Raw genomic sequence first — 13,915 nt, 5'->3', positions numbered from 1 at the left:
GATACATCAATTTATTAACATTTATTTCATTACACAATGATCTCACTTAACATTCTTCCCACAATATTTACGTCACCTGCTTTTTTCAGGCTGTGCAGTATCGTTACAGGCACAATTGCCGGTATCTTTTTTTTGTACCCGGCTGGCCTGCACGCCGGCGAATTGCATCAGCATATAGAGGTTAAAATCGCCGACCAGCGCGTGCAAACAAGTTTCTGCCAACCTGAAAAAGGGTGCAGCCTGGTAAGACCGGAAACGCTTGGTCTGCCTGCCGCGCAAATGCCTATCGACAAACTGACCGGTATCCCGATTTATGTGTCCGAATTTATTATCTTTCCTGACCGCACCGCCATTGACAGCCCCGGTTTTGAGGGCCTGGAAGGAGACATGACGCCCGGGGACAGGGTCAGATATCTGGCAAGCGGCCACTTAAGTTATTGGAGTACCGATAAACGCCAATGGACGCTGGCACCGGATAACATACAGGTGCGGCTGGCAGGTGGCCTGGATCTGGTGCCTGATCAGGACTGCGGACAGGTATTTTGTATCCCTGAAACGGTCGAGGGATTTACCCTGTTCAATCGACACGGCATCGAAGGCGCATCATCCCTGATTGTCGGTGAGATCCGTTCCGACGGTTCCCTGCATACACATCTCGACTGGATCATTGAGACGGCCGATGGAAATTCGGCTGCTCCGGCTGGCGCGTATATGGTTGAATTAAGGCTGACAACGGAATCATTTCCAGAGCCTTCTGATATATTATGGATTATGTTTAATAACGGCCTGGCCCTTGAAGATTTCCAGCAAGCCGTAGCGGGACGTGTGCTGCAATCAAATACCGATACCGCTCTGGCAGACAGCCTGTTTACATGGGCGGAGTCTAACCACCCTGCCCTTTTTCCACATGCGTCAACGTCATTCATAGCATCCGGTTATTATGCGCGTTGCTACCAGAACGGTGTTTGTGTGGCCGTGAAGGATAATCATATCTTTGCAGTCGGTGGCGAGTTCGGCACCAGTATAATTTCACTCGGACAATTTGATGCACTGGCCGCACAAGCCGGCTTTTGATTGACTGACAAAATACGACCGCAGTCAGATAATCAACTCTGCTTTCAACGGCAAATGGTCGGACGCTCTTCTGGTTATTGCTGTCTTGTAACTGGTCATTGAACGCAGGCATGACCGGGGTTTTATCCATATTCTGTCAAGCGCCAGCAGTGGAAACTGAGATGGGAAAGTGGCCCGCGCGGTGGCTTTGCTGAAATGCCTGTGAAGCCATCGAAGCGGACGGCCCCATAAATACCATTCATTCAAATCACCCATCAGGATGGAAATATCAGCAGACTTGCGGTCGAATATGTTCAGCAGTTGCTTGACCTGCGCACGGCGTTCGCCGGGCATCAGGCCCAGATGAGTTGCAACGACCTGAATGCTGACATTCCCCAGCCTTGTCTTGATATAAATAGCACCCCGCGGCTCCCTGCCATTGATACTGATATCTTCGCGGTGCAGTTCTTCGATTTCAAGCCGGGACAGCAGCGCGTTGCCATAGTGCGTATACTCGCTGAACATGGTAATACCCGCAATGGCCTTCATTCCGGTATGCCTGCTCAGTTGCTCAAGCTGATTGATCCCCCCGCGCCGGGTTTCAACTTCCTGCAGCGCGATAATGTCGGCATCCAGCTCTCTGATGACGTTCAGAACGCGCTCAAAACTGTATCTGCCGTCGGTTCCGATACAACGATGAATGTTATAGGTGGCAAGTGTCAGTGTAGTGATGTCAGCACCTGTGATTAATATGTTACTGATGGTTCCTGTGCTTTTCAGGAGCGCACGTTTTGCGCCTGATCCAGCTCATCAGAAAGTACGCGGCGGTGAAGGCAATGGCGACAGTCAGCGTGAGCCCGGCCAGATTCTCCGGCGACGGTTGCGCAATCGAGGCGAGCGCACGCTCTGTAATGAGCGAGACAATGAACAGTCCCGGTATCATGCCAACCGCCGTGCCGGCAAGAAAATCGCGCAAATTGAAATGCGAAGCACCGGCGACCAGGTTGGTCAATGAAAAAGGAGCCGCAGGGATAATGCGGACGGCCACAATACTGATTACACCATGCTGTGCAAGCTTGTTACTGATACTGTTGAGTTTTGATCCTGCCAGTTTGCGAACCGTACCCTTGCTCATTCGCGAACCGGCATGGTAAACCAGTAATGCACTGAGCAGGCCACCCACCAGTGAGCAGACAAGACCCTGCATCAACCCGGTAATTGTGACAGCCATCACGACAAACAGTGAAACTGGCAGTCGGGTACATCCTATCAGTACAAATCCGGCCACTATCCATACCGGCAATGCAGGCACTCTCCGAATCGCGGTCATTGCGTCCGATACTGGTTGCAGATCAATCCAGCTGCTCAACGGCGTCCAGTGCCATAACGCAGACAATAGCGTTAGCGTGCCAACCATCCATAACCAGTTCGCGATTCTCGATTTAATCGATTTCTCGGGTGCTTCCGGCAGAATCCGGTTTACAAAAAGCTCCGGTTCCAGTGGTTCTTCCGGATCGGCAATCTCTGTGTCAGGAACAACCTGGTCTACGTCCTTCGCCAGATCCATCGGCAGCTTCTCCAGATGTCTGTCACGGTTATCGGTCAGTTTTTCGATGGCAGCGATGAGCGAATCCGTCTGATTCAACGTATCCTGCATTTGGTCAGGCGAACATGACAAGTGTTCCGCAAGCAGGCGGTTACGAAAAGCGGAGACGCTTTGCCTCAGTGTGTCATCGGATTCGGCGTCGATGATGATCATGCATTCATTGTCCAAACTCATTGACCGGTTGTTCAGGTTGGCTGAACCGACAGCGACCAGCCTGTCATCAACAACCAGGATTTTGGCATGCACATTGATAGGAAACTCAGCCAGACCAGGGCCATCGGGATAATAAACTCTCAGGCGATCGTGTTTGTCATGCGCCTGCAATTGCTCTATCAATCGTATTCGCAGCACGTCCATCGTCATTCGCGCCAGCCAGCCATCGGTCTCTCTCGGTTGCACAATCACAATTTCAGGCCCCTGGGCTTTTTCCAGGCTGCGCTGCATCGCCTCTGCAATTGAAGGCACAGTAAAATACTGATTTTCAATGTAGATATATCGCCTTGCCGAGTCGATTGCATCCAGATAACAATTGAGTATTTCGCGCACTTCGCCCTGCTGTCTGAAGGCACAGCTGGTCCGCGCCAGGCCCGCCGTAACGTTCGTTATGTCGACAGGCGTATTTTCAGGCCAGATACCCGCTGGCTTACCGTTATCCGTTCCGCTGTTGTCGACCGATGGCAGATCCTCGTGAACCACCCATTTCCAGCGCTCACGAAACAGTTCAGCCAAGGCTGCTGCCGCGTCCCCTTCCAACATCAACTGGACATCGTGAAATGGTCTGAAAACAGTTTTGTCTGCACCGTCTCTTTTCGGGTTATCCGGGTCATGGTCCGGCGTATCCCACCGCCCCAAAGTGAGATCCAGCCCACCGATGAACGCAAGCGTATCGTCGATAATCACGGCTTTTTGATGTTGTGAGGCCCCTGCAGGCTGGTAATCATCCAGGCAAAAATGCACTCGCGAATTCGTTTTCCATTCCAGTTGATAAATGGGGAACCATTCGCGACCCACACTGTATATCATGGCAAAATCCCAGTTCAGTATATAAATGTTAAGATTCTGGTTTTTGTCCGTCAGCGCATTGAGAAACTCGCCCAGTTTTTCCGGGTAACCGTCGTCACCCGCATCGCGTACCAGTTCCAGCTGGCTGTTGATATCCCAGCTTAATATATAAATCGTGTGCTGCGCTTTTTTCATGGCCGCGCGCAAGGTGGCAAAGTAATCAGCGCCGTCGATAAGAAAACGCAACCGGTCAACCTGCTCCATGCGCCAGCAATTCCAGCCGGTTTTTAAAATGGACGCCATACGATAGTTTCCTTAACCCTTAAAACAGAAAAATTGAACATTTGTTTGTTTCGGTGGCCGGCTCTACGGCTGATTTGTCTGAAGCAAAAATTGTGAGGTCATCGTTATCATTGAGTTCATCTGCATCATTTGATTTACAACTGCTTTTTTCTACACCTAGTACTCTATCAATATGATATTGCCAGGTACAGCGTTGCCGTGGTGTTATGGAGCAAGGCACAGTACGCGGGAAAGGGTTGTTCCCTTTTCAAGTACTGTAACGCAGCTGCAGGACACCACGGTAACGCCCTGTGGGTGAGCTTGTCAGCGTCCATGGGCTGCGTTGTGTCCTTTGGTAATAGAACGACTATTTCCTGCAAAACACACCTTGCCATGAACACTGACAAGATCACTGAACCCGGCAATATCATATTGAAGTACTAGTGTTGTAAATTATTTTATAGTAAAACCCGGGGCAGCAACCGGCAATGAACAGTCATGCGAGGCAACTACAAACGCACGGAGACAGTTTAACTGCTATATGCCTCATTATTGCAGTTAATCGTTAACAAATAGAGCAACGAAGGAATCAGAAAAAGGGCATTTCAACAACTTACCACGAGACTGACCGTCACTGTGCCGACTACGATCTGCTACTCCCCAAAGCCTTTGCCGCAGCGTTCGTTGAATACCATTTGAACTTGTTTACCTGTTTTTTTGCGTAAGGGACATGATCATGGAACAGACAATCTGGGTGACGGTCGACTGCTCATTACAGTTTCGGTTAATGTACTGCTAACGTTTGTACAGATTATCGGCGGTATCCTCTCAGGCAGTCTGTCACTGATTGCCGATGCGATCCACAAGCTGAGCGATGCCGCATCGCTCGGTGTCGCGCTTGTTGCTCGTAAAATCGGAAATAAGCCGGCGGATGAATACAAAACTTTCGGCTACAAACGCGCCGAAGTAATCGCAGCACTCATCAATCTGGTCATGCTGATCATTGTCGGGCTCTATCTGGTCTATGAGGCGCTCCGGCGTTTGATAAAACCGGAGGTAATCGAGGACTGGACGGTGATTATTGTAGCGACGGTTGCGCTTATTGTGAATATCATCACCGCTGTGCTGGCTTCGATCGGTGTCATCGTCGCCGGTACGCTGATACTGCTGCATAGCTGGTATTGGGCGGATACGGTACTAACGCTGATCATTGCAGGCTATGTGTTATGGCAGAATATTACAACGCTGCCCAAAACCATTCATCTGCTGATGGAAGGAACACCGGCGCAGCTTTCAATTTCGAACGTCATTTCCGAAATGGAAAACGTCCATGGCGTGGAAAGCGTTCACCATGTATATATCTGGCAGCTTGACGAACACCACAGCGCGCTGGAAGCGCATGTGGTCATCAAGCAGCGTACTTTACCGGATATTGAGCACATCAAGACAATACTCTAACAGCGTCTGTATGATCAATTTTAAAAAAACCATTCCACGCTGGAAATAGAACTCAAAGGCAGCAACTGTGACCCGGCAAATGATAAATGCCCGCCAGAAAATACCGAATAACCCGGGTTCAATTGCATACTTCGTATCCGATTGATAGCAAGCTGGCTGATGAGCGCTGACAATTAGTGCGCTGAAACCGGAATGGAATAAAACGTGCCTGAATTATCGAACAGTATAACCATTCGACCGGTACTGCCCGATAATTTTTTCTGGCTGATAAAATTGCGGTCTGTAGCAGTTTATTGCTGCCCTGGCTGCTTGAACAGGTCTGATGCTATCGTCTGGACTCTCTCCTGCAGTTGCACATCTGACTGGATAGTTTGACCCATAGCATTGTACTCATCAGCAGTCAGCCCAACCTGCTGAAGCACAAGCAACATCTGTTGATTGGCGGTCTCCAGCACTTCCTGCTTTTGCTGATCAGAGTCAATACCCTGCAGTTGAGTGAAAGCCTGCTGTTGCAACTGATACAGCTCCGCATTTGCCATAATAAAAGACTTGAGTTCTTCATTACTGTACGTGGCCGAAACTGCTCCAGCTCCCGCCTGATCCTCGGCAATGGCAGGCGTGAAGCAAAGAATGCTGAAGATACAAGCCGCGACTATACTGTTCGTCCATTTATTATGCATGCATAACTCCTATGTTTTATTTAAAATTTACCAAGCCTGTCAACAATTGAAACTGTTTCAATTGTTGACCTGCTCCGCGTCCACCCTAACAGATAATCAAGGTATATTCAAACCAACTGCCTGAATGATTCGACCGTACTGCTTTCATATTCGTATGCCTGTCAACGTCAACCGCGACAACCAGCCGATAGCTGCAGATTGCCAGTTATACCGGTTCTTGCAATCATACAATCATGTATGATGGGGCATTACGGCACCCGCTTTGCTGCCGGCTTTCAACAACTGTTCAGTCCTGCGGAATCTGTTAATGTTTGATGCAGTATTAAAATTCTGGTTCGATGAGATCGATCCAAAAATGTGGTGGACGGCGGAACCTGCTTTCGACGAATTGATTCGCACGCGATTTCTCAGCTTGCACCAGCGTGCTTCACAGTGTGAATTATCGAGCTGGAGATGCCACACAAATGGCAGGCTTGCGGAAATCATTATTCTCGACCAATTCTCACGCAATATCTATCGAAACACACCTCGCGCATTCGCGCAGGACCCGATAGCGCTTGTGCTGGCACAGGAAGCCGTCGCTTGCAATACGCAGCAAACACTCTCGCGGGTCGAATGCAGTTTTCTGCTCATGCCCTATATGCATAGCGAATCCAGATTCATTCATCATCAGGCGGAAGCACTCTTTCGCACGTTCACACCTGATAAAAGCTATACATTCGAACTGCGCCACAAGAGAATTATCGATCGTTTCGGCCGGTATCCGCACCGAAACCGAATACTTGATCGGGATTCGACCGCCGAAGAAACAGCGTTTCTCAAACAACCCGGTTCTCGTTTTTGAACATGGAAAATGCGCCACAAATAGAAACAGCGTCAGTGCAAACAGGCTTGTCCTGTTTCATTGTCGCCCTGTAAACTTCTGTCCGGTTAAAACGGTCACTGCCGAAAAACGACATGCACCTGTCTTACTACGACTCCCCGCACGGCACTCGTATCGCCTATTGTCTAACGCCCGGAAAAACGGATCGAAACACTTCACCCGGCATCGTGTTTCTGGGCGGATTCCGCTCTGACATGAATGGAACCAAAGCGCACTTTCTGGAACAGATCTGCGCGCAAAGCGGTCAGGCTTACCTGCGTTTTGATTATGGCGGTCACGGAAGTTCCAGCGGTGTATTCGAGCAAGGCACGGTCGGATCGTGGAAGCAGGATGCAGTCGACATCATTGATCATGTATTCACCCGGCGTGATGTCGTGCTGGTCGGTTCCTCCATGGGCGGATGGATCGCTTTGCGTCTTTTGCTTGAACGGCCTGCGCATGTCAAGGGTGTGATCGGCATTGCCGCGGCTCCTGATTTCACGCGGGATATAAAAAACCGAATGACATCACCGGAACGCGCGTCACTGACGCGTACCGGATACCTGGAACTGCCAAGCGCCTATGCAGAAACCCCGTATATCGTCACCCGCGCCCTTCTGGAGGATGGAGAACGGCAGGCCGTTCTGGACAAGCTACACGAGATACAGGTACCGCTTGTACTGATTCACGGCAAGCAGGATGCCGATGTGTCGTGGAAAAAAGCCCGTGATACGGCAGCCGCCTTCAAAGGCCCCGATACACGCGTCGTATTGATCGATGAAGCGGGCCACAGGCTGTCCGAGCCAGAAAACCTTCGGGTCATTGCTAACGAGCTTGCCAGAATTTCTGCAACTGCATGTGCGTATACAAAGTGAGACACCAATCAGCACCAACATTGAAAACAACGTTTTCTAATACATGATGTTTATTTTCACAGCAGCGAAATAAACGAATGAGGGCAGACTATAGTTTGAGGTACCAGTTCAAAAGAAAAGTGCATAACGTATTGGGACAGCGTATTTATCTGGCTATAAATATGCTGTCCCCGGCGCTACTATATCTAGAGCTGAACGTGCTGAAGTTTCTGGATTCGTCTTCATGCACTATCAGCTAACCGACTGCTTAACTTTCTTTACGGTTACGGCGAATTGCCACCATTGAAAACAATCCCAAACCGAGCAGCGCCAATGTAGCTGGCACAGGTACCGGATTTGTCTGTGTTTCGATACGCAATTTTTGCTTAACGCCTTCCGCGAAATCATTGAAATTGTTCGCATGCAGCGAGAATCCGTCATTGGTAATCACGTTGTTATTATAAAAAGTATTAATGCCTTGCGAACCGATAGTGATCCCGTTGACTGTAACACCTGCAGCTGCGGCTGCGTTACGCGCCGCCTGGGTAGAGCTTATGCTAGAAGTACCGTCACCTGATACATCCATGATCAGGTTGGTGCTTTCAAAGCCGTTATTCCCGGTCAACGTGGATAACGACTTGTTCATTCCGGTTGAAATGGTTGTCCCGCCACTGCCAGGACGTCCGAAATTGTCCAGCGTATCGGCAAACGCATTGATACTGGCAACTGAATTCAGCAGCGTGTAGGAATCCAGGCTGGTGGTGAATGCGCTTGATGCAAAGAATATTGCATTCACAGCTATTGCGCCATTGGTGCCATTAGTCAGAATATTGTTTTGGACGACGGGATCACGAAAAGCATTGGCGTACCCATCCATCATCAGGTTGTATTCACTGGTACTGACACTGCCCGATACATCGATGACCAGCGATAACTCCGAATCAACCAGTACGGCTGAAGCAAAAGAAGAACTCATCAGCAGCGGTATTGCTGCCAGGGCACTTTTGGTTATTTTTTTCATAATAAACACCTCTTATTTATTGTTCGTTTATAAATCAAACTTGAATGTACACAGTACAATTACACCCAAGCAAATATCATGCCTACATTGTTTTTTCTCTAAAACTCATAAACTTAATCAAACAGCCAGTTTTTCCTGTTTTTGATCTGTAAATAATTCCGACACTCGGCACGGTGCCTGCAGTCAGGCCCTATACTACTATTCAGCCAATAAATCCACGAGTCAGCGCAGCATGTTCACAATAGAAATATTGCTGCCTGACCGCCGCTGCTTGCGCCGGCCATACCCTACAGAATCACAAATTGGTACAATCCGTTACAAGGGCGCACAGATATATTGAAAAAAGTGTCGAGTATTAATAAGCGGTCACACTCCTGTTGGAGACGTGCCCGGTATGATCACCGCAGAAAAAAATATGGATCCAAACGATATCAAAGACTGGCTGATTCCCATCGCATCATTTGCCGGCATCATTTCAACATCTGCAGGCGTATGGCTCGCGCTGAAGGAATACCGGCTGAAACTCAGAGCCGAGCAACGTCTGGCCGAAAGCACCCGCGCGGAAACCGATATCCGTTTATTTACGCATTTTACGGACATTCTGGAAGTCGCTACCGGTAGAAAAAGAGACCCGGTCTATTCCAAGGAAGTAGCGGAAACGCTATTGGAAAAACTCAAAATTGAACCGCTTGATGCAAATTTCGACTACCGTGCTCTACGGGAAAAAATCGCCACTTCTGCGTTATTGCATTCATGGGTCGGCACATCGTCTTCCGATGCGGCTTTTGCATCGATTACAACGCTGGCCTTGAGGCATAATGTATTGATTCCTTCTGCCATTCAGGCCCTGGAGTCGTTTAAAGACTGGAAGCCGGAACTGGCAGAAAAATATCTGACGCTATTGAGAAATGCCAGACCGGCAACGGGCAATAGAGAGGTGGATTGACAGCGCGTTCATGCCGGCCGGACATTCAGATAGTAGTTGCCATTGCGCTCTGGTATACACCCGTGCGGGCTATCCCGGCGTATCGGTTTCGATAACCTGCAGCGCGCCCGACGGACAGTCGGCCACTGTCTGGCGGATTTCAGCATCGCTTGCGCCTGCCTGGTCAATCATGAATTTGCCGTCGACAACTTTGAAAACCGCCGGCAGGCTGTTCACACAGTTACCTGCATGAATGCAGGTGTTGGCATCGTAGGTTACTTTCATCAGCGTCTTCCTCCTTCCTGTCACTCCAACTAAAAAGAATTGCCGGTCTACCGCGTACAGCGCAATCCTCGACTCAAACAAAGCGTGTTCAATGAATAGTCTACAGGAACCTGTGAATGGAAAAAAAGTATGGCATGACCCGCGGTAGTACAGATTGTTATTCTTGAATCCCGAAAAATAAATCATGCATTCGTTATACTTGAAGCTGCAGAACGCGAAAGTGCCTGACTAACCATCAACACGTCCAGAAAGGATCGACATGCCGGACAAACTGATCATTCGAAACATGACACGACCCGAAGTTGACCTATTGGTCGAATGGGCTGCCCATGAAGGCTGGAATCCAGGCCTTCACGATGCCGGACCCTTCTGGGCGGCCGATTCAGAGGCGTTTATCGCCGCCGAATACGACGGCAGTCTGATCGGCGGCGGCGCCATCACGGCTTATCGGGATGAATTCGGATTTATGGGTTTTTTTATCATCCTGCCCGAATACCGGGGCCGGGGCTTTGGCAACATCCTCTGGCATGCCCGCCGCGACAGGTTGCTCGCCCGTCTGCGCCCTGGTGCGAGTATCGGTCTGGACGGCGTGTTCGCAATGCAGGATTACTATGCCAGAGGCGGTTTCGTTTTCTCGCATCGCGATATTCGATTTCGTACCGAAATACCTGAACATAGTCCAGCCGTGCTGAACGATAATGCGGAGATTGTCCCGCTGGTATCGGTGCCGCTTGATCAGGTTCTGGATTTTGACCGCACATGTTTCCCTGCGCCACGCCCAGCTTTTCTGCAAGCCTGGATCAACCAGCCGGGTGCGCTTGCTCTGGGATGTTTGCGCGATGGAAAACTTGCCGGTTATGGTGTTGTACGGCGTTGTCTGGAGGGCTGCAAAATCGGTCCTCTGTTCGCGAATGACCGCTATACTGTCGAAGCACTTTACACCCGTCTGGCACCATTTGCCGCTGGCGGCCCGCTATATCTCGATGCGCCGGAGAACAATCCCGCTGCAATTGCATTCGTAAAACAACACAGTATGATCGAAGTGTTCGGCTGCGCGCGAATGTATCTGGGTCCGGCTCCCGAACTGGCGCATGAACGTATCTTCGGGGTCACAACTTTCGAGCTGGGTTAATGAGTGCACGCGATTTAATCGGTTATGGCACCCATCCTCCGCATCCCCGGTGGCCAGACAATGCACGCGTCGCGGTCCAGTTTGTGCTTAACGTCGAAGAAGGCGCTGAATCGTGCATTCTTAACGGCGATACCTGCTCGGAGGCCTATCTGCACGAACTGCCGGGGCGGACGCTTCGGGAAAATGAACGCGACCTGAGCGTCGAGAGCATGTACGAATATGGATCGCGCGCCGGTGTGTGGCGTATTCTGCGTCTGTTCAGCGAACGCGAACTGACACTGACAGCCTTTGCCGCGGGCAGGGCGCTGGAGCTCAATCCCGAAATCGGCCGTGCGCTCGCCGAGGCCGGACATGAAATCGCCGGACACGGGTACCGCTGGCTGGATTACCGCGGCATTTCCGAAGACGAAGAGCGCCGCCATATTGTACTGACGATTGAAACCATTGAACGGATCTGTGGCATCGGCCCCGTAGGCTGGTATACCGGACGTGTCAGCTGCAATACCCGCCGCCTGGTGCGCGAGACGGGCGGACTGCTGTACAGTTCGGACGCCTATAACGATGACCTGCCCTACTGGCTCGACGGATTGCCGCCCCATCTGATAATTCCGTACACTCTGGTCAATAATGACGCCCGTTACCTGCTGCCGAACGGATTCGCCTCCGGTGACGATTTTTTCCGGTCGTTAAAGGACGCATTCGACCTGCTGTGGCAGGAAGGCGGGCGCAGTCCGAAAATGATGAGCGTCGGTCTGCATGGCAGAATCAGCGGACATCCGGCACGTGCAATGGCACTGGGCCGTTTTCTCGATTATGTACAGAATCATGACAGGGTCTGGATATGCCGGCGCGAAGAAATCGCCCGGCACTGGCTGGCCCAATTCCAACCCGTCGTGCGCTAGCTTTTTGCTTAGCCATCAATCAACGGCAACCTGGCGGCCGCCGCGCACGGTGTGCCCGTTCATCAACCGGATGAACCATACACGGATTGATTTTACAAATCGAAAACAGTATGGTCCAACAGCGATATACGTTTTTTGCCTGCTTGACCGGGATAAACCGAGTATGCGGGCTCTGTTCAATTTAATTCCAAACCAAAGGAGATCAGTTTGAATTTTCCCGATTTTTATGCCGAAGCACCGGTTGTACGCACGTTCGATCCATTTGCCGCTACACTGGGTGCGGCACGTGACGGACTGCTCGACTATCGTTATCAGGATGCAGTTCGTCTGGCCGGACATTCCTGCCCGACGGTCGCGGGTGCATTTCTGATAGGACGTGCGGCACTGTCCGCGCTCTATCCGGACGGGCCCGCCGAACGCGGCAACATCGCCGTGCACATGCCCGCACCGGAAGATGAAGGCACAACAGGGGTCATAGCGCAGGTGTTGACACTGCTTACAGGTGCAGCGGCCCATAACGGTTTTCAAGGAATACGCGGCCATTTCCGGCGCAAAGGCCTGCTTACGTTCTCACAACATCGCGAAACGGAAGCTATTGTATTTACGCGCCTTGATAACCATACCAGCGTAGCGGTTTCACTGGATGTATCGCCAATACCCGCCGACCCCGCTCAAGGTGAACGACTGATGGCGATCCTGCAGAATTGCGCCGATGATCAGCAGAGGTCTGACTTCGCCAGCGCCTGGCAGGACCGCGTGCGACGTTTATTGCTGGAATTTGCCGACGATCCACGAGTAATACGTGTGATGCCCTGTAACGTTTGACGGTAGCCTATACAATTCCCGGCCGACCGGCCAAAAGGCCGGTCCAGGCGAAGCAACACGCTTTCAATCTCAGCGATACCGGCTCCCTGAACAGTAACGCCAAACAGTAACACCATAATGGCCGCTCTGGAATTTGCTGGCAGGCGTACATGCATGATCACCACATCCAGTGTCAGCACATGGCTGGCGCCATCTCTTACCGAACTTTATCAAATGCCATATAGCGCCTGTTTCACCCGCATTTTTCCCAATAACAGGCACCGCGTAACTGGCACAATATCCTGCTTCAGAGTGACAAATCTTCAGGGATAAACACATGTCAGTTGAAGTCATCGCGCTAACCGGCATTACAGCCGTTGCGGTCTATTATTTTTACAAAGGAAAACAGTCAAGGCAACTTGATTTTATCGATTATTATCAGTTCCCTTCAAGCCTGACGCGAAAAATCAGCACACAATACCCGCACCTGTCACAAAATGATATTGATCTTGTCTTTGATGCACTGCGCGACTATTTTCATCTATGCAATCAGGCCAAATACAGAACAGTATCGATGCCCTCCCAGGTAGTGGATGTGGCGTGGCATGAGTTCATCCTGTTTACCCGGAACTATCAGTATTTCTGCAAAAAAGCGCTTGGCAGATTTCTGCACCATACACCCGCTGAAGTCATGCGGACACCAACTCAGGCACAGGCTGGTATCAAACGGGCCTGGCATCTGGCCTGCATAAAAGAGAATATCAATCCGAATGCACCGCTGTACCTGCCGCTACTGTTTGCCATCGACAGCAGGTTGAACATCGAAGACGGTTTTCGATATTCACTTAATTGCCAGGACAGGTCATCGCCGGACTATGGCAACGGCTATTGCGCGGCGCATATCGGCTGTGCATCGGGGTGCGGTGGTGACTCGGAACCGTCAAGTTCCGGCGGTGGAGTATTCAGCGAGTCAGGGGAATCGAGCGGATGCAGCGGCGGTTGCGGCGGTGACTAATCAACAGTCACGCGGTATTAATCAAAACAGCTAA

14 protein-coding genes are annotated in these 13,915 nt (G+C 50.7%); 9 read left to right on the top strand and 5 right to left on the bottom strand.

Annotated features, from left to right (window positions below):
* The first annotated feature begins 36 nt into the window (after window positions 1-36).
* Window positions 37-1,074, top strand: coding sequence for a hypothetical protein (locus BMY62_RS07560; protein ID WP_090658279.1), 1,038 nt, complete (start codon window positions 37-39; stop codon window positions 1,072-1,074).
* A 24-nt stretch (window positions 1,075-1,098) separates the two neighbouring features.
* Here BMY62_RS07560 and BMY62_RS07555 read toward each other — a convergent pair whose 3' ends face one another.
* Both BMY62_RS07555 and BMY62_RS07550 read right to left on the bottom strand, forming a co-directional pair.
* Window positions 1,099-1,743 carry an endonuclease/exonuclease/phosphatase family protein gene (locus BMY62_RS07555; RefSeq protein ID WP_442753238.1) on the bottom strand — a complete coding sequence of 215 codons (645 nt, stop codon included), beginning with the start codon at window positions 1,741-1,743 and terminating at the stop codon, window positions 1,099-1,101.
* Between the two features lie 64 nt (window positions 1,744-1,807).
* Complete coding sequence (locus BMY62_RS07550) at window positions 1,808-3,964, bottom strand: VTT domain-containing protein (protein WP_090658276.1); 2,157 nt, start codon at window positions 3,962-3,964, stop codon at window positions 1,808-1,810.
* Window positions 3,965-4,660: 696 nt separating this feature from the next.
* Between BMY62_RS07550 and BMY62_RS07545 the strand changes: the two genes are divergently transcribed.
* Complete coding sequence (locus BMY62_RS07545; protein WP_090658274.1) at window positions 4,661-5,401, top strand: cation diffusion facilitator family transporter; 741 nt, start codon at window positions 4,661-4,663, stop codon at window positions 5,399-5,401.
* 290 nt (window positions 5,402-5,691) lie between these two features.
* Here the strand turns inward: BMY62_RS07545 and BMY62_RS07540 are convergent, their stop codons facing one another.
* Window positions 5,692-6,081 (bottom strand): DUF4168 domain-containing protein, encoded by a 390-nt coding sequence (locus tag BMY62_RS07540; protein WP_090658272.1) that lies wholly within the window; start codon window positions 6,079-6,081, stop codon window positions 5,692-5,694.
* A gap of 307 nt (window positions 6,082-6,388) precedes the next feature.
* Between BMY62_RS07540 and BMY62_RS07535 the strand changes: the two genes are divergently transcribed.
* Entirely contained in the window at window positions 6,389-6,925 is a 537-nt protein-coding gene (locus BMY62_RS07535; RefSeq protein ID WP_090658327.1) for a DUF924 family protein, read from the top strand.
* Window positions 6,926-7,038: 113 nt separating this feature from the next.
* Window positions 7,039-7,818, top strand: a complete 780-nt coding sequence (locus BMY62_RS07530; protein WP_090658270.1) for an alpha/beta hydrolase — start codon at window positions 7,039-7,041, stop codon at window positions 7,816-7,818.
* Between the two features lie 247 nt (window positions 7,819-8,065).
* Here the strand turns inward: BMY62_RS07530 and BMY62_RS07525 are convergent, their stop codons facing one another.
* The gene (locus tag BMY62_RS07525; protein WP_090658268.1) at window positions 8,066-8,818 is read right to left on the bottom strand and encodes a DUF1194 domain-containing protein; all 753 of its coding nucleotides are present in this window, start codon (window positions 8,816-8,818) and stop codon (window positions 8,066-8,068) included.
* A gap of 394 nt (window positions 8,819-9,212) precedes the next feature.
* Between BMY62_RS07525 and BMY62_RS07520 the strand changes: the two genes are divergently transcribed.
* Entirely contained in the window at window positions 9,213-9,764 is a 552-nt protein-coding gene (locus tag BMY62_RS07520; protein ID WP_090658263.1) for a hypothetical protein, read from the top strand.
* 69 nt (window positions 9,765-9,833) lie between these two features.
* Here the strand turns inward: BMY62_RS07520 and BMY62_RS07515 are convergent, their stop codons facing one another.
* A complete protein-coding gene (locus tag BMY62_RS07515; RefSeq protein ID WP_090658261.1) occupies window positions 9,834-10,028 on the bottom strand; it encodes a (4Fe-4S)-binding protein in 195 nt (64 codons plus the stop codon).
* A 259-nt stretch (window positions 10,029-10,287) separates the two neighbouring features.
* Here BMY62_RS07515 and BMY62_RS07510 point away from each other — a divergent pair, with 259 nt between their 5' ends.
* The 4 genes from BMY62_RS07510 (at window position 10,288) to BMY62_RS07490 (ending at window position 13,881) form a co-directional block, all read left to right on the top strand.
* Window positions 10,288-11,160, top strand: a complete 873-nt coding sequence (locus BMY62_RS07510; protein ID WP_090658259.1) for a GNAT family N-acetyltransferase — start codon at window positions 10,288-10,290, stop codon at window positions 11,158-11,160.
* The gene (locus BMY62_RS07505) at window positions 11,160-12,062 is read left to right on the top strand and encodes a polysaccharide deacetylase family protein (RefSeq protein ID WP_090658257.1); all 903 of its coding nucleotides are present in this window, start codon (window positions 11,160-11,162) and stop codon (window positions 12,060-12,062) included. The genes BMY62_RS07510 and BMY62_RS07505 overlap by 1 nt, the downstream gene beginning before the upstream one ends.
* Window positions 12,063-12,269: 207 nt before the next feature.
* Window positions 12,270-12,887, top strand: a complete 618-nt coding sequence (locus tag BMY62_RS07500; RefSeq protein WP_090658255.1) for a hypothetical protein — start codon at window positions 12,270-12,272, stop codon at window positions 12,885-12,887.
* A 316-nt stretch (window positions 12,888-13,203) separates the two neighbouring features.
* Entirely contained in the window at window positions 13,204-13,881 is a 678-nt protein-coding gene (locus BMY62_RS07490; RefSeq protein ID WP_090658252.1) for a glycine-rich domain-containing protein, read from the top strand.
* Window positions 13,882-13,915 lie beyond the last annotated feature (34 nt).

The organism is Nitrosomonas marina, from assembly GCF_900111605.1.
In the GTDB taxonomy this organism is placed as follows: domain Bacteria; phylum Pseudomonadota; class Gammaproteobacteria; order Burkholderiales; family Nitrosomonadaceae; genus Nitrosomonas; species Nitrosomonas marina_A.
This window is presented reverse-complemented; position numbering and strand designations above follow the sequence as displayed.

Excerpts from the sequence above, each read along its gene's own strand:
- BMY62_RS07560 (WP_090658279.1), top strand. The coding sequence starts at position 37 with ATGATCTCACTTAACATTCTTCCCACAATATTTACGTCACCTGCTTTT.
- BMY62_RS07550 (WP_090658276.1), bottom strand. The coding sequence starts at position 3,964 with ATGGCGTCCATTTTAAAAACCGGCTGGAATTGCTGGCGCATGGAGCAG.
- BMY62_RS07540 (WP_090658272.1), bottom strand. The coding sequence starts at position 6,081 with ATGCATAATAAATGGACGAACAGTATAGTCGCGGCTTGTATCTTCAGC.
- BMY62_RS07535 (WP_090658327.1), top strand. The coding sequence starts at position 6,389 with ATGTTTGATGCAGTATTAAAATTCTGGTTCGATGAGATCGATCCAAAA.
- BMY62_RS07530 (WP_090658270.1), top strand. The coding sequence starts at position 7,039 with ATGCACCTGTCTTACTACGACTCCCCGCACGGCACTCGTATCGCCTAT.
- BMY62_RS07525 (WP_090658268.1), bottom strand. The coding sequence starts at position 8,818 with ATGAAAAAAATAACCAAAAGTGCCCTGGCAGCAATACCGCTGCTGATG.
- BMY62_RS07520 (WP_090658263.1), top strand. The coding sequence starts at position 9,213 with ATGATCACCGCAGAAAAAAATATGGATCCAAACGATATCAAAGACTGG.
- BMY62_RS07515 (WP_090658261.1), bottom strand. The coding sequence starts at position 10,028 with ATGAAAGTAACCTACGATGCCAACACCTGCATTCATGCAGGTAACTGT.
- BMY62_RS07510 (WP_090658259.1), top strand. The coding sequence starts at position 10,288 with ATGCCGGACAAACTGATCATTCGAAACATGACACGACCCGAAGTTGAC.
- BMY62_RS07505 (WP_090658257.1), top strand. The coding sequence starts at position 11,160 with ATGAGTGCACGCGATTTAATCGGTTATGGCACCCATCCTCCGCATCCC.
- BMY62_RS07490 (WP_090658252.1), top strand. The coding sequence starts at position 13,204 with ATGTCAGTTGAAGTCATCGCGCTAACCGGCATTACAGCCGTTGCGGTC.